22 protein-coding genes are annotated in these 19541 nt (G+C 63.1%); 12 read left to right on the top strand and 10 right to left on the bottom strand.

Going from position 1 to position 19541, the window contains the following annotated elements:
* Positions 1 to 23: 23 nt before the first annotated feature.
* On the bottom strand, positions 24 to 968 hold the full coding sequence (locus U873_RS0112220) for a LysR family transcriptional regulator (protein ID WP_025128532.1): 945 nt from the start codon (positions 966 to 968) through the stop codon (positions 24 to 26).
* A gap of 154 nt (positions 969 to 1122) precedes the next feature.
* Between U873_RS0112220 and U873_RS0112215 the strand changes: the two genes are divergently transcribed.
* Together U873_RS0112215 and U873_RS0112210 are read left to right on the top strand one after the other, a co-directional pair.
* Positions 1123 to 3495, top strand: a complete 2373-nt coding sequence (locus U873_RS0112215) for a TonB-dependent receptor (RefSeq protein ID WP_025128531.1) — start codon at positions 1123 to 1125, stop codon at positions 3493 to 3495.
* Between the two features lie 66 nt (positions 3496 to 3561).
* A complete protein-coding gene (locus tag U873_RS0112210; RefSeq protein ID WP_025128530.1) occupies positions 3562 to 4911 on the top strand; it encodes an aryl-sulfate sulfotransferase in 1350 nt (449 codons plus the stop codon).
* A 102-nt stretch (positions 4912 to 5013) separates the two neighbouring features.
* Here the strand turns inward: U873_RS0112210 and U873_RS0112205 are convergent, their stop codons facing one another.
* From U873_RS0112205 to U873_RS0112165, 9 genes are all read right to left on the bottom strand, one after another.
* Positions 5014 to 5343 carry a hypothetical protein gene (locus tag U873_RS0112205; RefSeq protein ID WP_025128529.1) on the bottom strand — a complete coding sequence of 110 codons (330 nt, stop codon included), beginning with the start codon at positions 5341 to 5343 and terminating at the stop codon, positions 5014 to 5016.
* Positions 5340 to 5768 carry an SMI1/KNR4 family protein gene (locus U873_RS0112200; RefSeq protein WP_256244332.1) on the bottom strand — a complete coding sequence of 143 codons (429 nt, stop codon included), beginning with the start codon at positions 5766 to 5768 and terminating at the stop codon, positions 5340 to 5342. The genes U873_RS0112205 and U873_RS0112200 overlap by 4 nt, the downstream gene beginning before the upstream one ends.
* 103 nt (positions 5769 to 5871) lie before the next feature.
* Complete coding sequence (locus tag U873_RS0112195) at positions 5872 to 6537, bottom strand: hypothetical protein (protein WP_025128527.1); 666 nt, start codon at positions 6535 to 6537, stop codon at positions 5872 to 5874.
* A 76-nt stretch (positions 6538 to 6613) separates the two neighbouring features.
* Positions 6614 to 6829 carry a helix-turn-helix transcriptional regulator gene (locus U873_RS0112190; RefSeq protein ID WP_011058598.1) on the bottom strand — a complete coding sequence of 72 codons (216 nt, stop codon included), beginning with the start codon at positions 6827 to 6829 and terminating at the stop codon, positions 6614 to 6616.
* 9 nt (positions 6830 to 6838) lie between these two features.
* Positions 6839 to 7417, bottom strand: coding sequence for a hypothetical protein (locus U873_RS0112185; RefSeq protein WP_025128526.1), 579 nt, complete (start codon positions 7415 to 7417; stop codon positions 6839 to 6841).
* A 625-nt stretch (positions 7418 to 8042) separates the two neighbouring features.
* On the bottom strand, positions 8043 to 8519 hold the full coding sequence (locus tag U873_RS0112180) for a DUF6392 family protein (RefSeq protein WP_025128525.1): 477 nt from the start codon (positions 8517 to 8519) through the stop codon (positions 8043 to 8045).
* A gap of 150 nt (positions 8520 to 8669) precedes the next feature.
* On the bottom strand, positions 8670 to 9875 hold the full coding sequence (locus tag U873_RS0112175) for a CynX/NimT family MFS transporter (RefSeq protein WP_025128524.1): 1206 nt from the start codon (positions 9873 to 9875) through the stop codon (positions 8670 to 8672).
* Entirely contained in the window at positions 9862 to 10323 is a 462-nt protein-coding gene (locus U873_RS0112170) for a nucleoside deaminase (protein ID WP_025128523.1), read from the bottom strand. The genes U873_RS0112175 and U873_RS0112170 overlap by 14 nt, the downstream gene beginning before the upstream one ends.
* Positions 10324 to 10348: 25 nt before the next feature.
* Positions 10349 to 11011 (bottom strand): ankyrin repeat domain-containing protein, encoded by a 663-nt coding sequence (locus U873_RS0112165; RefSeq protein WP_043274532.1) that lies wholly within the window; start codon positions 11009 to 11011, stop codon positions 10349 to 10351.
* 108 nt (positions 11012 to 11119) lie between these two features.
* On the opposite strand from U873_RS0112165, the gene U873_RS0112160 reads away from it, so the two are divergent.
* The 10 genes from U873_RS0112160 (at position 11120) to U873_RS0112115 (ending at position 19206) form a co-directional block, all read left to right on the top strand.
* Positions 11120 to 11983: a LysR substrate-binding domain-containing protein gene (locus U873_RS0112160; RefSeq protein WP_025128521.1), complete on the top strand. Its 864-nt coding sequence runs from the start codon at positions 11120 to 11122 to the stop codon at positions 11981 to 11983.
* Between the two features lie 178 nt (positions 11984 to 12161).
* Positions 12162 to 12485 carry a hypothetical protein gene (locus U873_RS0112155; RefSeq protein ID WP_025128520.1) on the top strand — a complete coding sequence of 108 codons (324 nt, stop codon included), beginning with the start codon at positions 12162 to 12164 and terminating at the stop codon, positions 12483 to 12485.
* Between the two features lie 421 nt (positions 12486 to 12906).
* Positions 12907 to 13722: an energy transducer TonB gene (locus U873_RS0112150; protein ID WP_025128519.1), complete on the top strand. Its 816-nt coding sequence runs from the start codon at positions 12907 to 12909 to the stop codon at positions 13720 to 13722.
* 55 nt (positions 13723 to 13777) lie between these two features.
* On the top strand, positions 13778 to 14503 hold the full coding sequence (locus tag U873_RS0112145; RefSeq protein ID WP_011058606.1) for a MotA/TolQ/ExbB proton channel family protein: 726 nt from the start codon (positions 13778 to 13780) through the stop codon (positions 14501 to 14503).
* A 1-nt stretch (position 14504) separates the two neighbouring features.
* Positions 14505 to 14906 (top strand): biopolymer transporter ExbD, encoded by a 402-nt coding sequence (locus U873_RS0112140; RefSeq protein ID WP_009041659.1) that lies wholly within the window; start codon positions 14505 to 14507, stop codon positions 14904 to 14906.
* A gap of 537 nt (positions 14907 to 15443) precedes the next feature.
* Positions 15444 to 16025: an alpha/beta hydrolase gene (locus U873_RS0112135; protein ID WP_025128518.1), complete on the top strand. Its 582-nt coding sequence runs from the start codon at positions 15444 to 15446 to the stop codon at positions 16023 to 16025.
* 58 nt (positions 16026 to 16083) lie between these two features.
* Complete coding sequence (locus U873_RS0112130; RefSeq protein WP_025128517.1) at positions 16084 to 17022, top strand: sigma 54-interacting transcriptional regulator; 939 nt, start codon at positions 16084 to 16086, stop codon at positions 17020 to 17022.
* Positions 17023 to 17129: 107 nt separating this feature from the next.
* On the top strand, positions 17130 to 17564 hold the full coding sequence (locus U873_RS36645; RefSeq protein WP_157838077.1) for a hypothetical protein: 435 nt from the start codon (positions 17130 to 17132) through the stop codon (positions 17562 to 17564).
* Entirely contained in the window at positions 17564 to 18205 is a 642-nt protein-coding gene (locus U873_RS0112120; RefSeq protein WP_025128516.1) for a hypothetical protein, read from the top strand. The genes U873_RS36645 and U873_RS0112120 overlap by 1 nt, the downstream gene beginning before the upstream one ends.
* 218 nt (positions 18206 to 18423) lie before the next feature.
* Positions 18424 to 19206, top strand: a complete 783-nt coding sequence (locus U873_RS0112115; RefSeq protein ID WP_011058610.1) for a MetQ/NlpA family ABC transporter substrate-binding protein — start codon at positions 18424 to 18426, stop codon at positions 19204 to 19206.
* Positions 19207 to 19541 lie beyond the last annotated feature (335 nt).

Here is a 19541-nt window from a genome sequence, read left to right as displayed (position 1 = left end):
GGTGAGGGCAAGGCAGGCTCGGCTCAGACGGCGAGGTTGTCCAGGTTGCACAGGTCTTCGTCCTGTTCGTCGATGGCCTTGATTTCGGCGATCATCGCCGTGGCCAGGGGCGACAGGCGATAGCCGGCGCGGCTGACGATGCCGTAGCGGGTGTAGAGCTCTTCCAGGTCGTCGGCCAGGCCGTCGATCTTCAGGCACACCAGTTCGCCCTTGGCGTTGTGCAGGGCGTCGCTGTAGGAACCGACGATGCCGATGGCATCCGAGCGCATGACCACCCCCAGCAGGCTGTAGCTGTTTTCGCATTCCACATTGGGCGTGAAGTCGGGCTTGCCGCTCAGGTCGACGATGACCTTGCGCAGGTTCGGCGGGCGGATGGTCACCGCCAGCGGGTAGCTCATCAGTTCCCCGGCGCTGACGCTGTCGCGCTGGGCCAACGGATGCCCGGCGCGGCAGCAGAAATGCCATTTGCGCGGGCGCAGGCGCTGGGTCAGGTAGTCCGGATCGGCCTCGAAGTGACGGGTGTCGGCAACGAAGAATTCGAACTCTTCGCTGAGCAGGCGCTTGTTCAGGCTTTGCCAGTCATCCACCTGGAACTGCACCCGGGCCTTGGGGTAGCGCCCGATAAAGCTGCCGATGGCCCGGGGGATCAGCCCCGCGGCCGGCGCCGGGCCGCAACCGAAGCGCAATTCTCCCGCTTCCAGGCCATTGAACTGGCTGATCTCGTTGGCCATCTGCTGGGCGCCGCTGACCAGCCGCCGGGCGTGCTCCAGCAGCAACTGGCCCTGCTTGGTCGGCGCCAGGTCCTTGCGCCCGCGATCCACCAACTGGCAACCAACGCTGTGTTCCAAGGCCTGGATGCTGCGGCTGAAGGCCGATTGCGAGAGGTTCACCGCGGTCGCGGCGGCGACAAAGCTGCGCTGTTCGGCGAGGGCGATGAAGTGGCGGAGCTGGCGCAGGTCGATATGCATTTTTCACATAAAAAATATCGGGGAAATGCATTGGCTATGCATTAGGTCGACTCCTTATAAAGGCAATCTCTTATGCAGTAAATCTTTGTAAAAACATAAATAAATAACATAAAGGAATATACGAGGCTGTATATTTTTTGACCAGGAGCCGCCCATGAGCCCGTTGTCCCTCGTCTCACCTCCCTCGCCCCGGCGGCTCAAGCGCCTGCCGTTGGCCTTGCTGCTGGCCGGCAGTGCCAGCTGGACCCCGAGCTGGGCCGAAGATATTCCCGCGTCGCCAACCCCGGCCGCCAACAGCAGCGCCAACAAGGCCAAGGCCGATGACGGCCAGTTACAGACGGTCACCGTCACCGCGCGTCGGCGCGAGGAAAGCTCCCAGAGCGTGCCCACGCCCATGAGCGTGATCGGCGGCCAGGCCCTGGAGAGCCAGCGGGTCTATCGCATCCAGGACCTGCAACAGCTGGTGCCCAGCGTCAACGTCGCCTACATGCATGCGCGCCAGTCCAGCGTGTCGATCCGTGGCCTGGGCAACAACCCGGCCAGCGACGGCCTGGAAGGCAGCGTCGGGCTGTACATCGACAACGTCTACCTGGGGCGGCCGGGGATGGCGGTGTTCGACCTGATGGACATCGAGCAACTGGAAGTGCTGCGCGGGCCCCAGGGCACCCTGTTCGGCAAGAACACCACCGCCGGGGTGATCAACATCAGCACCCGGGCGCCGAGCTTCACCCCGGAGCGCAGCATCGAGACCTCCCTGGGCGAGGATGGCTACTTCCAGACCAAGGGCACCATTTCCGGGCCGCTGACCGATGAACTGGCCGGGCGTTTCTCGGCCTACCGCACCCGCAGCGACGGCGACATCAAGAACGAATTCGACGGCCACGACCTCAACGGCGGATCGCGCCAGGGCTTTCGCGGCCAGTTGCTCTACAAGCCCAATGAGAACTTCAACCTGCGCTGGATCGGCGACTACAACGAAGAGGATTCCAGCGCCGGCACCCGGGTGCTGTACAGCACCGGGCCGACCATCAACGGCACCAATGTCTACGAGTCGCGCGCGGCGGCGGCCGGCGCGACCCTGGTCAACGGTTCGCACCGCAAGGTCAACCTGGACAACGACCAGCACGTCACGGTGTTCCAGGGCGGCACCTCCCTGGAGGCCAACTGGACCCTGCCCAGCGACTTCACCCTGACCTCGGTCAGCTCCTACCGCTGGTGGAACTTCACCCCGCGCAACGACGATGGCCTCAACGTGCCGGCCAGCTACAACGCCGGGGTCTCGGTGGAAGACAAGCAGTGGTCCCAGGAATTTCGCCTGGCCTCGCCCACCGGCGGCTTCTTCGACTACGTGCTGGGGGCCTACTACTTCGGCTCCGACCTGAACAACAAGTCCTTCGCCTATTACGGGCCCAAGGCGGACATCTGGAACGGCACCCCGGCCGGCGCCCTGAACAACGTCACCAGCATCGGCAACGGGCATATCCAGACCAACAGCTTCGCCCTGTTCGCCCAGGGCACCTGGCACCTCACCGAGCGCCTGGATTTCACCGCCGGCCTGCGCGGCACCTACGAGGAGAAAAGCGCCTGGGTGACCCGCAACGCTCCGCTGGGTGGCGCGACGGTGGCCGGGGTTGCCGCCACTGCCCGGCGTGGGCGTACCGGGGCCTATGATTCCGGCGACCTCAACCAGTACAGCACCAGCCCCTCGGGCCTGCTCAACCTCAGCTACCGCTTCAGCGATGACTTGCTGGGCTACGCCACCCTGTCCCACGGCGAGAAGTCCGGCGGGGTCAACCTCACGGTGGGTTCGGCGCCTACCGCCGGGGCCGATTCGCTGCTGATCGGCACCGAGCGCGCCAACAACGCCGAGCTGGGTTTCAAGAGCACCCTGTGGGACCGCCGCCTGCAACTCAACGCCAACCTGTTCTGGACCCAGGTCAACGGCTACCAGACCAACGCCTACGACTACGGCAACCGCGTGCAGTACCTGACCAACGCCGGCTCGGTGCGCTCGCGCGGGGTGGAAGTGGAAAGCACCCTGGTGCCGATCCGTGGCCTGACCCTCAACCTCAACGGTTCCTACAACGATGTGCGCTACCTCTCCTACAAGGATGCGCCGTGCCCGCCGGAAGTCAGCCTGCGCCCCGGTGCCCCGGCTTCGTGCGACCTCAGCGGCCACCAGGTGGTGGGCGCTTCGAAATGGATCGGCAACGCCAACGGCGAATACAAGTGGAACCTGGATAACGGCCTGGAGGAGTACGTCACCGCCAGCTATGCGTTCCGCTCCAAGGCGGTGGGCACCGTGGAAGATTCCGAGTACGGGCAGATCCCCAGCTACGCCGTGGTCAACCTGTCCACCGGCCTGCGCGGCAACTACGAGCAGGGCCAGTGGGACGTTTCGCTGTGGCTGAAGAACGCCTTCGACAAGACCTACTACACCACCCTCTGGACCGGCGGCAACGGCGGTTACGAAGGCCTGCTGGGCACCCCGCGGACCTTGGGCGTGACCGGTCGCTACGACTTCTGATACCCGGCTTTTCGCACCTTGCGCCGGGTTTTCCGGCGCCTTTCGACTTGAACAGGAGTGCTTGTCATGTTGCGCCTCGACACCGCGTTGCCCCTGCTGCTGTCCACCGCCCTGCTGGCTACGGCGGTGCAGGCCGCGCCCAGCGTCTACCCCACCGGAGTGACCCGCTACGACCCGGCCAAGGCCTATAACCAGTACGTTATTTTCAGCGGCGCCGATAAACAGACCCACCTGATCGACATGAACGGCAACGAGGTGAAGAACTGGCCACAGGCCGGTTTCCCCTCGGCGATCATCGACCCGCAACTGGTGGGCGGCGAGCGCGGCCGGGTGCTGTTGCAGCTCAAGGACAAGGAACCCGGGCCCCTGGGTTCGGCCGGCAACGGCCTGGGCAACCAGAGCGTCGGCGAGCTGGACTGGAACGGCAAACTGGTCTGGCAATGGGGCGACCAAGCCCCGGGTGGCGCCGCCCAGCAGCACCACGATCAGCGCCGCCTGAGCAATGGCAACACCCTGGTCCTGGCCAACAAGGTGCACAAGGTGGCGGGGTTCAAGGTGCCCCAGGTGATCGACGACGCGATCTATGAAGTCAGCCCCGAGGGCCAGGTCAAATGGCAGTGGCTGGCCTCCGAGCACCTCAAGGAATTCGGCTTTACCCCAGCGCAACTGAAGCTGGTGTACGGCACCGACAACCCGGACTACCTGCACATCAACAACCTCAGCGTGGTAGGCCCCAACCAGTGGTTCGACGGCGGCGATAAACGCTTCGCCCCGGACAACCTGCTGATCGATTCACGCAACGCCAACTTCATCGCCATCCTCGACAAGCACAGCGGCAAGGTGGTCTGGCGCCTGGGGCCGAACCTGTTGCCGATCAACCCCAAGACCGCGGCCAAGGTGCCACGTCCGGTGGACCAGTTCGTCGGCCAGCACGACGCCCACATCATTCCCGCCGGCTTGCCGGGGGCCGGGCATCTGCTGGTGTTCGACAACCAGGGCACGGCCGGTTACCCCTCGGTGCCTTTGGGGCTGATTGCCGGCTCCCGGGTGCTGGAGATCGACCCGATCAAGAATGAAATCGTCTGGCAGTACAGCGCCGCCAGTTCCCGGCAGCCGGGCTGGGCTTTCTACAGCTCGTTCATCAGCAGTGCGCGGCGCCTGCCCAACGGCAACACCTTGATCGACGAGGGCATGAACGGGCGCTTCTTCCAGGTCACGGCTGGCGGCGAGATCGTCTGGGAATACGTCAGCCCCTACCTGGGCAAGGCCCCGGGCAGCGAGGCCATCAGCAACTGGGTGTACCGCGCCTTGCCGGTGAGCTACGACTGGGTGCCCCAGGGCACACCGCGTTCGGAAACCGCGGTGAGCGTGCCGGAGTCGGGGTTGAAGCAGGCCAGTGCCAGCTCGGGGATCTGAGCTTGAGGCCGTGCTGCGGCTCCGGTCAGGTCGGGCTGGCGCCGAAGCGGGAGCAAGCTCCCTCGCCACACATGAGGTGCGGGAGCAGCCCTGGGCAGGGCCTCAGAAGTAGAAGAACAGACCGGTGTCCCGTTCCTGGGCCAGTCGGTTCAGGGCGATCAGCCTGTGGATAAGTGGGTCTTGCGCCGTTGCGGCCCGGGTAAGGATCGACAGGGCCGTGACCAGGGCAGCCTGGCCCTGGATCGAGGCGTCTTCGTAGTCGTCGATCAGGGTGCCCAGGGCGCGGTTCAAACTGGGCAGCAGGTCGCTGCCGGACAGGGCGGCCCACTGCTCTGGGGACAGGATCAGTTGTTCCAGGTCGCCCGGCCGGCACTGGTCCAGATCCAGGCGTTGCATGGCCTCTTTGCTGGTGGGCACGACTATCCACTTCATGGCTGCCACAGCTCGACAAAAGCCTTGAAGTCGGCGGCCACCGGGTGGCGGCTGGCGCTCTCGGGATCGAAGATTTCCACCGCCACGCCCAGGCTGTTGAAGTCCAGGCAGATCAGCAGGCCACCGGCATCCCGGGCAATCGGCAGGCAGCCAGGGGCCAGCCCTGGCACGCGGCCTGGGCTGGCGTACCAGAGCAGGGTCCAGGGCTGGGTGCCGAGGCCGAATTCGAAGAACTCGCTGATGCAGGTGTAGCCGCCGTCGTAGGCGAAGCTGCCGAGCCCCGGCGTGGCGGCGTCGGCGTACTGCACCAGCTCCAGGTACAGCGGTGGGAACTCGACCCCGAGGCGTTGCTGCACCTCGGCGATCAGTGGTTCATCCACCGCCGATCCGGGTTCTATTTCCCAGGTATTCCAATCCAGGGTCATGCTCGACACGTGCCTTGTCGTTGAAAGACTGCGCCCGCCCGATGGGGGATCGGGCGGGCGTGGAGGGGCGATTGTAGGCGTGTCGTCCGGTGCGTGGTAGGCGCTAGTTGCAGCTTTGGCCCTCTGGCAGGGTGACGCTGTACTTGCGCTGCACCCGGTTGCGCAAGTCCAGGTTGTCCAGGCTCTCCTGCACCAGGAAATCCTCGACCTTGGCGTCCTGGCAGTCCTCGTTATAGGACGAGGCCCGCAGCAGGAATACCGTGCGCCGGCTCTGCTCGTCCTTGGCCAGGATGTTGAAGGTCGAAAGGGTGGTGTAGCCGGTGCGTTCCGAGGAGCCGATGGCGCGGTAGGACATCGTTGGGGTACTGGTGCACACGGTCTGCTGGTGCTTGCCGGGCATGCACGTGGTTTTGGTGCTGCTGGGCACCGGGCCGTAGTCGGTGGCGGTGTAGCGATAGCTGGTCTTTTTACTGCCCACATCAAGGGCAATGTTCATGCGAAAAGGCGGATGGTTTTTCGGCAGCGACGATTCGGTATACACCTGTGTAAATCCCATGCCGTGAAGGGCAGCGACCATGTCGCGCAGGTAGTAGCTGGCCTTGAGGCCCTGGGCCTCCTTGGTGCTGTTGACGGTCACCAGCACCGGAGCCTTTGGGTCGAAGTAGTAGTCTTGGGCCGGAGTGGCGTCGATGGCCACTTCAAGTTTGTTGGCGCAGCCGGTCAAAAGACAGGCGAGCAAAAGCAGCGGGCAGAGCAGATAGCGAGTCATGAATAAGCCAATGTGCAACGTGAGGAGTGGATAAGGCTTTAACGAACGGGACTCGGATCAAACAAACGCGGGGGTGTCACGCGGGCTCGGTGGCCTGGTATTCCAGCAGGTCGCCGGGCTGGCAGTCGAGTGCGGCGCAGAGTTTGTCCAGGGTCTCGATTTTCATCCCCTTGACCTTGCCATTTTTCAGCAACGACAGATTGGCTTCGGTAATGCCCAGGATGGCAGCCAGTTCTTTCGAGCGAATCTTGTTTTTAGCCATGACAACGTCAAGCCGAACGATAATGGTCATCTCATTGTTCTATATGTAGTGACTGTGCTCATCACTGAGGACTTTGGCGTCGCGCATGATAATGGAAAACGAGCACAGCAAGATTCCTTTGACCACCTCGTAGGCCGCGTAGGACGAGAAGCCCGCGGAAATCTGCAGGATGCGCTGGCCCGCCGGCAGGTCGAAGGACAGTGCCAGGCCTTGCAGGGTTTCCACCATGGGGAAGGTCGCTGGGGCGACGATCCACAGCATGCCGACGCGCCAGAGGATGCTGATGTTGCGATCGCTCCAGGTTTCACCGCGGGACAGTCGCAGGAAGAACACCCCGGTCAGGTACAGGGCGAAGCTGGTCAGCAGCAGGGGCAGGAAGTCGAGGATCACCAGCAGGGTGAAGCTCAGCGACGAGAGCTTGAAGTCGGCTTCCAGCAGGCGCGGCGAGTGTTCGGCGAATACGCTGAGCAGGGCGCCCAGAACCTGGTCCTTGCTGTAGATCCAGAGCCCGGCATTGCCGCCCAGCTCCACCACGCCCATGACCCAGGCCAGGATCGCGGCCAGCAGGCCGACCCGTCGTAAGCGGTACTGGGCCGAGCCGTTGATTTGGGAGTTCATGCGTTATTCCTTGCAAAACTGTGGGGGTGGCGAATTATTGATAAAAAATTATCGAATTACAATAATTTATTTTCAATAATCTGCACGACTCCAGGCCAGAAATCATGCTGTGGCGAGGGAGCTTGCTCCCGCTCGGGCGCGCAGCGGCCGTAAAACCTGAGGTTGCGGTGTTATGGGTGTACATATCCGTTGCTGCGGGTGTGGCGGCTGGCGGTTTCGCCCTTACGGCGAGTCACTTTGGGGCCCCAAAGTAACCAAAGGGCTTTGCCCTCCACTCGGCGCCTCGCCTAGGCTCGGCGTGCCCTCTCTCCGGCATTGATCCGTGGGCCGCCGCCACAGGCCATCCATGGCCTGGGGCGGCTAACCCGGCGTCCTGCCGGGTTATCCACGGCTCAATGCCTGCGTTCGGCCATCGTGTCTAAGGGGGCAAGAAGATCAACAGCCAGATCAAAATCTGACGGCGGCCTGCCTGCCTGAAGACGGGGTGGGCGTACTCCCTGGAGCTGCGCAAGGCTGCGAACGGGTTGGGCGGCACTCCGACAGGGCGCACGGCCAGACATCCGCGATGTATCAGGTCAAACGTGGGCGCAGACTGCGGCTGCTCCTACGAAAAGCCAGAACCGGGTCAGTCGCGTATCGGTTCGAGCAAGGTGAATGTCAGATTTTTGATCCGCATATCGGCGCTGTAGCTGAAGCCGACCCGGGCCTTGGGATGGAGGCTGGTGGGTAAGCGGTAGCTCTCCCAGGCGTTGAGCATGCGTTGCCCATCCGCTGATGGCCTGCGTTCCTCCGATTGCAGGGGCGTGCCCAGCAGGGCACGAATTTCTGCGCGGGTCATGGTGCGTGAGAAGGGTGCCGGCAATTCACCGGTATAGAACCTGCGTCCCTCTTCAAGTGGCAGCACATCGATAATGACCTTCTCCAGCACCAGGCTGTCCTCCCAGAAGTCCAGTACCAGGCCGGGCTTGACGAACACGCTCAGCCACTCGAATTCGTCGTAGAGCTTGCTCGTCGGGGGCTCGATGCGCTCTCCCCGGGCGATCAGTTCTGCATGGCTGAGCCCCAGGCTGCTTACCCAGCGGCCGATCGTTGCAGCGTCCATCGCTATTCCTGTGTCCTGAGTTGAGTGTGTGCCCGTTGTCGCGAGTGGCGTCGGCGGCCGATCTTAGCCGGTCAGGAAGGAGAGTGGTGCTGTGGCGACATAAAGAACGCCGCCTGCCGTGCTGGCAGGCGGTGGGTTCGAGGGCCGGTGTCAGGCCGGTTGGGGCGCGGTATCGAGCTGGGCCCGGGCCTGATAGCTGGCGGGGCTGAAGATCCGGGTCAGGAGCAGCATCGCCAGCACGCCGACGATCAGTACCCACCAGGCGCTGACAAAGCTGCCGGTGACTTGCCGCAGCCAGCCGCTCAGCCACGGCGACACGGCATTGATCAGAAAGCCCACGCCCTGGACAAAGGCCGCCAGTTGCCCGGCTTCCCGAGGGTCGCGACGGTGGTCCAGGGTGAGGATCAGGCTCAGGGCAAAACACGCCCCCAGGCCGAAGCCGATCAGCGCCACCCACAGGTGCGGGCTCTGCAAGGGCCACAGCACCAGCCCGAGAAACCCCACCGCCTGGGCCGCAAGGCTGATGCCCAGCAGCGGCCGGCGGTCGCTGCTGCGCTGGGCCAGGGCCGGCATCAGCAGGGCGGCGCTGACCTGGAAGACAGTCATGAAGGCCAGCAGCGAGCCGCTCTGGCTGGCGCTCCAGCCCATCTGCAGGTAGTAGGCCGGCAGCCAGGCCACCATGCTCATGTAGCCGCAGTTCACCAGGCCGAAATACAACGCCAGCAGCCAGGCGCGGCGGTTGCTCCAGAGCCCGGCCAGGGGCGCCGGGCTGCCGTTGCGGCGGCTGGCGCCCAGGGGCAGGCAGGCCCAGAGCAGCAGCGCGGCCATGGCCGGCAACAGCCAGACGCCAAGCCCCGCTTGCCAGTTGGCGAAGTGGCTGGCCACCTGCGGGCTGAGCAGGGCGGCAATGCCGCCACCGCCCATCAGCGAGGCCGAGTAGACGCCCATGGCCAGGGCCACCCGGTGCTGGAACTGGCGCTTGATCAGCGCTGGCACCAGGGCCTGGATCAAGGCCACCCCGGCGCCGCCGAGCAGGGCGCTGGCCAGCAGCGCCGCGGCCTGGCCGAAGAACAGCCGCACCAGGCAGGCCAGCAGCACCAGCAGCAGGCCCAGGGATACGCCCCGGCGTTCGCCGAGGCGGGCTTCGATCCGTACGCCCAGCAGGGCCACCAGGCCCATGCAGATCACCGGCAGGCTGGTGAGCCAGGCGCTGCTCTGGAAGCTCATGCCGGTGGCGCCGCGGATCTCGTTGAGCAGCGGGCTGACCGAGCTGAGGATCGGCCGCAGGTTGAGCCCCAGGCACACCAGCAGAGCCCAGCCGGCCCAGCGCTGGAACCTGGATTCAGTTCGCGGCATGGCGCGCCTGCCAATCCTGGTAGAGGGCAGTCATCGCCGCCTGGGGCAGGTGCCGCACCGGCAGGTGCTGGGCTTCCAGGGGCTTGCTCAGTTGCTGGTAGATGGCCGCGGTGGACAGGCCAAACGGCTCTGCTTGTTCATTGCTGGCCGCGAACACCGCGCGGGACACGCCGCACAGGTACATGGCGGCCAGGCACATGGGGCAGGGCTGGCCGCTGGCGTAGATCACGCAATCATCCAGGCGCGGGCCCAGTTGCTGGCTGGCGGTGCGGATGGCGAGCATCTCGGCGTGGGCGGTGGGGTCCTGGCTGAGGTGGATTTCATTCACCGCCTCGGCCAGCACCCGGCCGTTGCGCACCAGTAGCGCGCCGAACGGGCGGCCGCCCTGTTCGACATTGCGTCGGGCCAGTGCCACGGCCTGTTGCAGGTAGTGTTGATCGTCGTGCATGCAAGGTTCCTTCAAAAGGGGGGGCTCAGGCCGCGCCGGCATCGCGCAGCAGCTTGGCGATGGCGCTCTGGCCACGGCGCTCGGCTTGTTGCAGCGGGCTGAGGCCGGCGCGGTCCGGCAGGTTCAGGTCGGCCCCGGCGGCAATCAGTTGGGCGACGATCTGCTGGTGCGCCGGGCCGCCGTCGGACAGCACGATGGCTTCCATCAGGCAGGTCCAGCCCAGGTGGTTGACGTGGTCCAGTTCGACGCCGGCCTCGATCAGCAGGCGCACGGTTTCCACATGGCCGCGTTCGCAGGCCGGAATCAGCGCGGTGCCGCCGTAGCGGTTGGTGCTCTTGAGGTCGGCGCCGTGGGCCAGGGTCAGCTTGAGGATTTCGTTGTGGCCGCTGGCGCCGGCCAGCAGGTAGGGGCTGTCCTGGATCAGGTTCTTGCGGTTGACGTCGGCCCCGGCCTCGATCAGCGCCCGGGCGATGTCGACGCGGTTGTCGCGGGTGGCCAGCAGCAGCGGGCTGCTGCCATCCAGGCCGCGGCCATCGAGCGCCGCGCCTTGTTCGAGCAATTGCTGCACCTGGCTCAGTTGGCCTTTGCGCACGGCTTCGAGCAATGAACCGTCGTTGGCCATGACTACCCCCACAGTGAGCAGACCGGCGGCGATCAGGCCGCGTTTCAGAAAGCGCTTGAGTTGCATGAGAACCTCCCGTTCCTGCTGATGAAAGGGGAGTATGGTGATGACCCTTGGTATTCTGAAATTAAATATAATCATGCCAATCAGTGGTAATCAGGATGGTAGGTCAGCATGTTGGATCCCGTGTTGTTGCGCAGTTTTGTCGCGGTGGCCGAGAGTCAGAACTTCACCCGCGCCGCCGAGCGCCTGCACCTCACCCAGTCCACGGTGAGCCAGCAGGTACGGCGCCTGGAAGAGAGCCTGGGCTGCCAGTTGCTGGACCGCGACCAGCGCCGGGTGGTGGCCACGGTGGAGGGCGAGCGGCTGCTGGCCTATGCCCGGCGCATCCTGGCGTTGCATGAAGAAGCCTGCGATGTGCTGGTCAACCAGCGCAGCGAAGAAGTGCTGCGCCTCGGGGTGCCGGAAGATTTTGCCGCCGAGCGCCTGATGCCCATGCTCTCGCGCTTTGGCCAGGACTATCCGGCGGTGCGCCTGGAGGTCAGCAGCGGCCTGGGCCCGGAGTTGCTGCGCCAGTACCGGCGCGGTGAATTCGACCTGCTGCTGGTCAAGCAGATGGGCCACAGCGACGACTGCGTGGCGTCCTGGCCCGAGCCTTTGTGCTGGGTCGACAGCGTTCGCCAGCCGGCTTTTGGCCGTGATCCGCTGCCCCTGGTGGCGTTCCCGGTGGGTGGCCTGTACCGCCAGGAAATGCTCCATCACCTGGAAGTCGGCGGCTGGCCCTGGCGCATTGCCTATTCCAGCGCCAGCCTGGCCAGCGTCTGTTCGGCGGTGGCGGCGGGCCTGGGCATCAGCCTGTTGCCGGTGCGGGTGCTGGGCAAGGGGCATCGGATTCTCGGCGCTGACAGCGGTTTGCCGGATATCCAGGGCGTGCGTCTGGCGCTGTACGCCGGCAGCGGTCTGAGCCGGGCGGGCAAGGAGTTGCAAGAGCAGTTGAAGGCAGTGGCAAGCCTCAAGCCGCAAGTTGATAAGTTATAAGTGGTTACTGCCTGGTCATAAGTTATAGAGGGGTGTTTGCAGGCTATAGCCATTTAGTTAGTTGCTGGCGAAGTTTGTTTTGGACAGCATTGTAAATGCCGGCCATGCTGGGTTTTCAAGTTCCAGGAGGAACTTGCTTCATTGGATGAAACTTAAACCGCAGAAGGAAACCCGCATCATGTCGAGCATCAATGGAACCTACGTAAACTCCAACGCTGACGCCCGCCTGGTCGTGACCGACGGCAACGATTCCAACGGCTCGTTCAGCGGCGAGTTGACCCAGGCCGGGGTCAAGTACAGCGTGGCCGGGCACTACCACTTCCAGAACAGCAGCGGCCAGTCCACCATCATCAATGTCTCCGGCTACAACGACGGTTACGGCTACCAGGCCTGGGCCCTGTTCTCCCCGGATCACAACTACTCCCGACTGCGAGCCTCTGGCGCCCGCAGCAACTTCAGTGGCGATGTGGTCGGCCTGAATGGCGAGTTCGTCAAACAGTAACAACTTCGATAACAACCAGCTGCTGGGTAGTCGCCGGCTTATTTAAGTGGCGTGCTATTCCAGCGGCTTTTTCGTGCCTGTTCATAAAGTTCATTAAAAATTCTAAGGCTTGTTGTTAGTTGTGGCTGTTACCTGTGGAACTGTTGTTTTCCCCCTTCTAACGGCCTTATTTCGATGCTTTGCGGGAATATTTTCAATGCCTGTAAGGCATGGCCTTTTTCGCTCTGGGCTACAGCCCTTTAAACACGGGGCCTGGCTCTTTTGCTGAGCATCTAATATTCGATTTCGATCTATGTATAACTTGAAAGATTACTTTAAGAGATAAGCGCAGGGCACCGATCATTGACCCCGCGGTACCGTTGCGTGGGGGTTGTTCAAACGCCGGTGCCGGGTTTTTCAAAAGATCCTAGGGAGTGAATTCATGGGCAATGTCCAGACCGCCGCCAGTGCACACGAGGTGCTGTGGCGCCAGGCACCGAGCGGCGAGTTGGTCGATCTCGGCCGGCCTCACCGCTTGCCGTTGGGCCAACTGCGTCTGCAACGTACGCCCAAGGGGATACTGCGCCGCCGTGAGGCAATCATCCTCGGCGCTGCGGCGCTGGTGCTGCACGCCGCGGTGATCTACTGGCTGAGCCAGAAACCGACCCCGGTGCTGCCGATTGTGCCGCCGGAAATTCCGCCCATGACCATCGAGTTCTCGCACCCGGCGCCGCCGGTGGTCGAGCCGCCTCCGCCTGTGCCGGTACAGCCGGTGGTGGAGCCGCCGCCCCCGGTGGAGGACGAGTTGGCGGTCAAGCCGCCACCACCCAAGCCGGTGCCCAAACCCAAGCCCAAACCGGTGCCCAAGCCCGAGCCGAAACCTGCACCCAAACCGGTGCAGCAGACCCCGGCACCGCCGCAGCCCACGGCCCCGGTAGCCGCTCCGGCGCCGCCCGCGCCACCGGCCCCGGCACCCGTGACTCCAGCTTCCGCCAACGCCGCGTACCTGAAGAACCCGGCGCCGGAATACCCCTCCCTAGCCCAGCGCCGGGGCTGGGAAGGCACGGTGCTGCTGCGGGTGCATGTGCTGGCCAGCGGCAAGCCCGGGGAGATTCAGATTCAGAAGAGCAGTGGTCGCCAGCAACTCGACGATGCGGCCCTGGCAGCGGTCAAGCGCTGGAGCTTCGTGCCCGCCAAGCAGGGCGATGTGGCCCAGGACGGCTGGGTCAGCGTACCCATCGATTTCAAGATTCATTGAGCCGCAAGGCCGATCAACCAACACGCGCTAAACGCTTACACAGAGGGAACACATCATGACGTTACTGGCATCTCCACTGGAATCCATCGAAAGCGCGGTGATCTGGCTGCTGGTGGTCTTCTCCGTCGCCACCTGGGGCCTGGCCCTGGTCAAGGGCGTGCAGTTCGCCCGCCTCAAGTCCCAGGATCGCAAGTTCCACAATCAGTTCTGGGCGGCGTCCAGCCTGGACTCCGCCGCCTCGTTGAGTGAAACCCAGCCCGGCGCGGCAGCCCGGGTGGCCCAGGCCGGTTATGCGGCGATCCAGGTCGGCGAAGCGCCCCACGCGGCGGACCTGAGCCAGGCGATCAACCATCAGGACCGCTTGGAGCGCGCCCTGCGCCAGCAGATCGTGCGTGAGCGCCGCTCCCTGGAAACCGGCCTGGCGGTGGTCGCCAGTATCGGCAGCACCTCGCCCTTCATCGGCCTGTTCGGCACCGTCTGGGGGATCATGGAAGCCTTGAAAGGCATCAGCGCCGCCGGTTCGGCGAGCCTGGAAACCGTGGCCGGTCCCATTGGCGCAGCCCTGGTGGCGACGGGGGTGGGGATCGCCGTCGCAGTGCCGGCGGTACTGGTCTACAACTACTTTTTGCGGCGCCTGAAGCTCACCGCCGCCGACCTCGACGACTTCGCCCACGACTTCTACAGCCTGGCGCAGAAGAACTCGTTCCGCGTGCTGATCCACCCGAGCGTGCACAAGGCCGCGGCCCAGGGCAGCCCGCAGAAAGTGAAGGAGGCGTCCTGACATGGCCTTCTCCACCCAAGACAGCGATGAAGTGCTGAGCGAGATCAACGTCACCCCGCTGGTGGACGTGATGCTGGTGCTGCTGGTGGTGTTCATCGTCACCGCGCCGCTACTGACCAACGCCATCCCGATCAACCTGCCCAAGACCGAGGCCGTGGCCCCGGTGGAGCAGAAGGACCCGCTGGTGGTGAGCATCGACGGTGCCGGCAAACTCTTTATCAACAAGGACGAGATCCAGCCGGACCTGCTGGAAACCAACTTGCAAGCGGCCAAGGCCAAGGACCCGGAAGTGCGGGTGCAGCTGCAGGCCGACGATGGCGTCAACTACGGCGAAGTGGCCCGGGCCATGGCGTCCATCGAGCGTGCGGGCATCACCAAACTGTCGGTGATCACCGCCCGCTGACAACGAGCAACAAAGCCACGACTTTTCAGGCCGTCTCCTTGGCAGGGTGCGGCCTTTTTTTTGCCTGGCGAAAACCCACCTGCAAAGCCCCCACCGAAACGCCCTCCCGTTGCCCCTCACCGGCCAGACCCCCACCGAAATCACGCCAGCTGTAGGAGCTGGCTTGCCAGCGAAGGCGCCCGCCAGATCGACACAAGGCCCACGGCCCCTCACCGGCCAAAACCCCACCGAAATCGCGCCAGCTGTAGGAGCTGGCTTGCCAGCGAAGGCGCCCGCCAGATCGACACAAGGCCCACGGCCCCTCACCGGCCAGACCCCCACCGAAATCACGCCAGCCGTAGGAGCTGGCTTGCCAGCGAAGGCGTCCTAGAGCGCGATGCAAGGCTTGAGGGCCCCTTTCGCCGGCAAGCCGGCTCCTACAGACGGCGGGGTCTTATATTCATTTAAGGTATTAATAAATAGCTTCTTATTCCTTAACGAATATAAATCCCCTCCCTATACTCGTTCGGGAACAGACACGCAGCAGGAGAGTTCCCCATGCGCAACGAATCCATTCGCTACTTGATTGTGCCGGGCTGGCAAGGATCGCCAGAAGATCATTGGCAAACCCACTGGCAGAACAGCCTGCCCAACAGCGCGCGGGTGGAACAGGCCGATTGGCTGACGCCGCGCCGCGAAGACTGGGTGGCGGCCCTGGCCGAAGCCATCGCTGCCGACGACACTCCGGTGATCCTGATTGCCCACAGCCTGGGTTGCATCACCGTGGCCCACTGGGCCGCGCGCGCGCCCGTGGCCGCCCTGCGCCAGGTGCGCGGCGCGCTGCTGGTGGCGCCGGCCGATGTCGAGCGCCCGGCCTGCGCCCCGGCGCTGCGCAATTTCGCGCCAATCCCCCGGCACCCGCTGCCGTTTCCCAGCCAGGTAGTCAGCTCGGACAACGACAGCGCCGTGAGCGCGCCGCGGGCCCTGGAACTGGCCCGCGACTGGGGCGCCGAAGCCGGCATCCTGGCCGGTGCCGGCCATATCAACGTCAAGTCCGGCCACCATCGCTGGGAGCAGGGTTTCGCCTACCTGTACCGCCTGCAGAACCGCATGGAACAACACGCCCTGCGTCGTGCCTGATCGTCTTTTTTTCGTTTAAACGCCCCCGTCCCCAGGCGGCCTGGGGCGGGAGCCTGCCATGAGTGCCCATACCCCATTCGGTCAGCCGTTGCTGACCTTCCCCGATGCCGAGAAAAGCCCCCTGAGCATCCGCGCCAAGGCGCTGGTGTTCGTCGACCCGCGCTCGCGGCAGTTGCGCGAAGAGCTGGAGCAACTGGCGCCGCGTTCGGTCTCGGTACTGATCCGTGGCGAAACCGGCACCGGCAAGGAGCTGCTGGCCCGGCACATCCACCGTGCCAGCGATCGCAGTGGCCTGTTCGTCTCGGTGAACTGCGGCGCCATCAGCCCGACCTACGCCGACGCCGAACTGTTCGGTTATGCCGCCGGCAGTTTCAGCGGTTCGGCCAGCAGCCGCGCCGGCTGGTTCGGCTCGGCCAATGGCGGAACCCTGTACCTGGATGAGATCGGCGACCTGCCGCTGCCGATCCAGACCAAGCTGCTGGCCGCCCTGGAGAACCACGAAGTGACCCGGGTCGGCGCCCAGCAACCGAGCCCGGTGGACGTGCGCCTGGTGGCGGCCACCAGCATCGACCTGGCCCAGGCGGTGGCGGCGGGCAAGTTTCACGAGCGCCTGTATCGCTACCTCAGCGAAGGCCAGCTGGAGCTGCCGGCGTTGCGGGAACGGGTGGGAGACATCGAATCCCTGGCCGAATACTTCCTCGGCATCTACAGCCAGCGCCTGGACCTGCCGGTGCCGCTGATCAGCGAAGCCGCGCAGCAGGCCCTGGATCGCCACAGCTGGCCGGGCAACACCCGGGAGCTGGAGAACGTCATCCACTTTGCCCTGCTGGTGAGCAGCGGCGAGGAGATTCTCCCGGAGCACCTCAACCTGCCGGAAACAGTGTCACCGCTGAGTGAGTTGGAGCGGCAAATAGAGGTGTTGCTGCGGGGAAGTGAGAGTGAGCGCGGAGGGTTGAAGGCTGTGCTGGAGAAGGTTGCGCAGCGGTTGGGATTGTAGAGCGGAGCGAGCACGAGAGTTATTGCAAAAGCAATGGTTGTACATGCAAATGATTTGCATTAACTTCTTCGAAAAGGAAATCTGCTTCAAGCATTAAAGGGATTTTTATGAGAAGAATATCTTGTGCGGTCATTTTTCTATCTGCTCTGGCCCCCAACGCCTATGCGTATCTCACTGAACTGGCGATGTTTTCTCGTGCCAACTGTTTCGGTTTCAACGAGTCAGTCAGTTGGGACACGATACGTACATGGAAATTAGAAACATCGTCTGTGCAATACAACACTGTGGATGGCAGTTACAGGGAGTTTTACGATAAATCCGACAGTACCTGGCGGTCTTATGCAGGTTGCGGATTTTGTGGCATGGATTGGGAAGTCTACGGTTTCCATTATGCGGACGGGAAATATGGCGATCCTGACTACAGTGCTCAACAGGATCATCTGCTTGTCAATGTCTGTACTGCTGGCTGGTCTCCAAGTGTAGCTGACGGTTCGCCCTGCCTCGAAACCTACACGACCTCTTGCAATCTGACGGAGTGGTGATGATGCGCTTGTTGATGATCTGCATAAGCATGTTGCTCGTTTCATTCTCGGCAATTGCGGAGTTGGAAATTCACCCTCTAAGTGGTAACGCACATATTCAAAGTATCATTAATAAGAGACCCTCCTCATCCCGAATTGAGCCTGAGAAAAGATCGAGCTTTCCAAGCTTCGAGCAATTCAGTTCGATGGTCACACTCGCTCAGAAGACCGATAAAAGGCTATCTCAAGCCGTCAGGTTTAAATCGGAGTCGAGAGCGGCAATTGAAAAATTGGGATGTCAGTTTTCCAAAGAAGCCCCCTCCGGTGTCGAGATGAAGGAGGGCGGTTTGAACGGTGTCATGTCACTTTATTCGTGCGGTGCTGACTATGTTGTCACCTACGAGTCCCACTATGAACGTGAGCTGACGCAGCGTGTAGTTGTTTACGACGATGATTACGCCAAGCCTCAAGACCTCGGTAAGCCCTTGGTGAAAACGTCGGAAAAAGTAGTGGGCGGAGTCAGGAAGACCGGGTTGCGCTGGATGAACTCGAAGCATGAAGTGAGGTATGACATTTACGCCAGCCTGGAGGGTGATGGTGCACTGGAGAAGGCACTGACGTCGGTCATTACCAAGGTTGCCATTGAAGTCGGTAATCGATAGATCGCAGGCGTTGTGTAACGGAGCAACGAGACGTACCGGCAGGCTAGCCAGCTATCCATTTTGTACCAGTCAAAAGGGTATAAGTTCTTGCGAAAAAGATATTGTTCGGGAATAAAAAATCTCGGTATTGTCCGCTTCACGCCAGCAGTGGCACTTCACTGGCACCTGAATCCTCTCTATTTGAAGCCGTCGTCGACCTCGACACCTAAGGACCCTGCATGAAAAAAGTTCTGTTGTTCACCGCACTGGCGGCAGCCCTGAGCGCAGGTATCGCCCAGGCCGGCGAGAAGCTGGTGGTCGCTGCGACCCCGGTGCCCCACGCCGAAATCCTGGAGTTGATCAAGCCAACCCTGGCCAAGGAAGGCGTGGACCTGGAAATCAAGGTCTTCACCGACTACGTGCAACCCAACGTGCAGGTCGACCAGAAGCGTCTGGACGCCAACTACTTCCAGACCCTGCCGTACCTGAAGAGCTTCAACGAAGGCAAAGGCACCCATCTGGAAACCGTGATCGGCGTGCACGTCGAACCTTTCGGCGGCTACTCGAAGAAGGTCAAGACCCTGGCCGAGCTGAAAGATGGCGCGACCATCGCCATCCCCAACGAAGGCAGCAACAGCGGCCGTGCCCTGATCCTGCTGCAGAAGGCTGGCCTGATCGAGCTCAAGGACCCGAAGAACGCCGTGGCCACGCCCAAGGACATCGCCAAGAACCCGCACAACTTCAAGTTCAAGGAACTGGAGTCGGCCATGCTGCCACGGGTCCTGGACCAGGTTGACCTGGACATGATCAACACCAACTACGCCCTGGAAGCCGGCCTGAACCCGGCCAAGGATGCGCTGATCATCGAAGGTTCCGATTCGCCTTACGTGAACTACCTGGTGGCCCGTCCGGACAACAAGGACAGCCCGGCCATCCAGAAGCTGGCCAAGGCCCTGACCAGCCCAGAGGTAAAAGCCTTTATCGAGAAGAAATACAGCGGCGCCGTACTGCCGGCGTTCTGATGAACTAGGCTACTGACGCGACAAACCCCTTCAAGGTTTTAAACGCCGACGGCTAGCACAGCGTCGGCGTTTTTTATGGCCTCGGCGAAAGCCGTGGCAGCCTGGCGAGGCGCGCTTGGGGGATGCAGCGCTTTTGGGACGCCAGCGCTCAGCGCCGTAGGAGCCGGCTTGCCGGCGAAGAGGCCCTGGAGATTTGTGTCGCTCTTGCGGGCGCCTTCGCTGGCAAGCCAGCTCCTACACAAACCAGCTCTTGCACAGGTCAGTTGCTGCACAGGGCAGCGGCTACAGCGGAGCGCTCTTGGCGATGGGTTGGGTGGCCCGGCGCAACGCCGTCA

The sequence above is a fragment of the Pseudomonas sp. PH1b genome (genome assembly GCF_000633395.1).
Taxonomy (GTDB): domain Bacteria; phylum Pseudomonadota; class Gammaproteobacteria; order Pseudomonadales; family Pseudomonadaceae; genus Aquipseudomonas.
The sequence above is the reverse complement of the archived record's forward strand: the minus strand, read 5'-3'. Positions and strand labels throughout refer to the sequence as shown.

What these genes read in the sequence shown, in the direction of transcription:
- U873_RS0112220 (WP_025128532.1), bottom strand. Translation starts at nt 968, where the DNA reads ATGCATATCGACCTGCGCCAGCTCCGCCACTTCATCGCCCTCGCCGAA.
- U873_RS0112215 (WP_025128531.1), top strand. Translation starts at nt 1,123, where the DNA reads ATGAGCCCGTTGTCCCTCGTCTCACCTCCCTCGCCCCGGCGGCTCAAG.
- U873_RS0112210 (WP_025128530.1), top strand. Translation starts at nt 3,562, where the DNA reads ATGTTGCGCCTCGACACCGCGTTGCCCCTGCTGCTGTCCACCGCCCTG.
- U873_RS0112205 (WP_025128529.1), bottom strand. Translation starts at nt 5,343, where the DNA reads ATGAAGTGGATAGTCGTGCCCACCAGCAAAGAGGCCATGCAACGCCTG.
- U873_RS0112200 (WP_256244332.1), bottom strand. Translation starts at nt 5,768, where the DNA reads ATGACCCTGGATTGGAATACCTGGGAAATAGAACCCGGATCGGCGGTG.
- U873_RS0112195 (WP_025128527.1), bottom strand. Translation starts at nt 6,537, where the DNA reads ATGACTCGCTATCTGCTCTGCCCGCTGCTTTTGCTCGCCTGTCTTTTG.
- U873_RS0112190 (WP_011058598.1), bottom strand. Translation starts at nt 6,829, where the DNA reads ATGACCATTATCGTTCGGCTTGACGTTGTCATGGCTAAAAACAAGATT.
- U873_RS0112185 (WP_025128526.1), bottom strand. Translation starts at nt 7,417, where the DNA reads ATGAACTCCCAAATCAACGGCTCGGCCCAGTACCGCTTACGACGGGTC.
- U873_RS0112180 (WP_025128525.1), bottom strand. Translation starts at nt 8,519, where the DNA reads ATGGACGCTGCAACGATCGGCCGCTGGGTAAGCAGCCTGGGGCTCAGC.
- U873_RS0112175 (WP_025128524.1), bottom strand. Translation starts at nt 9,875, where the DNA reads ATGCCGCGAACTGAATCCAGGTTCCAGCGCTGGGCCGGCTGGGCTCTG.
- U873_RS0112170 (WP_025128523.1), bottom strand. Translation starts at nt 10,323, where the DNA reads ATGCACGACGATCAACACTACCTGCAACAGGCCGTGGCACTGGCCCGA.
- U873_RS0112165 (WP_043274532.1), bottom strand. Translation starts at nt 11,011, where the DNA reads ATGCAACTCAAGCGCTTTCTGAAACGCGGCCTGATCGCCGCCGGTCTG.
- U873_RS0112160 (WP_025128521.1), top strand. Translation starts at nt 11,120, where the DNA reads ATGTTGGATCCCGTGTTGTTGCGCAGTTTTGTCGCGGTGGCCGAGAGT.
- U873_RS0112155 (WP_025128520.1), top strand. Translation starts at nt 12,162, where the DNA reads ATGTCGAGCATCAATGGAACCTACGTAAACTCCAACGCTGACGCCCGC.
- U873_RS0112150 (WP_025128519.1), top strand. Translation starts at nt 12,907, where the DNA reads ATGGGCAATGTCCAGACCGCCGCCAGTGCACACGAGGTGCTGTGGCGC.
- U873_RS0112145 (WP_011058606.1), top strand. Translation starts at nt 13,778, where the DNA reads ATGACGTTACTGGCATCTCCACTGGAATCCATCGAAAGCGCGGTGATC.
- U873_RS0112140 (WP_009041659.1), top strand. Translation starts at nt 14,505, where the DNA reads ATGGCCTTCTCCACCCAAGACAGCGATGAAGTGCTGAGCGAGATCAAC.
- U873_RS0112135 (WP_025128518.1), top strand. Translation starts at nt 15,444, where the DNA reads ATGCGCAACGAATCCATTCGCTACTTGATTGTGCCGGGCTGGCAAGGA.
- U873_RS0112130 (WP_025128517.1), top strand. Translation starts at nt 16,084, where the DNA reads ATGAGTGCCCATACCCCATTCGGTCAGCCGTTGCTGACCTTCCCCGAT.
- U873_RS36645 (WP_157838077.1), top strand. Translation starts at nt 17,130, where the DNA reads ATGAGAAGAATATCTTGTGCGGTCATTTTTCTATCTGCTCTGGCCCCC.
- U873_RS0112120 (WP_025128516.1), top strand. Translation starts at nt 17,564, where the DNA reads ATGATGCGCTTGTTGATGATCTGCATAAGCATGTTGCTCGTTTCATTC.
- U873_RS0112115 (WP_011058610.1), top strand. Translation starts at nt 18,424, where the DNA reads ATGAAAAAAGTTCTGTTGTTCACCGCACTGGCGGCAGCCCTGAGCGCA.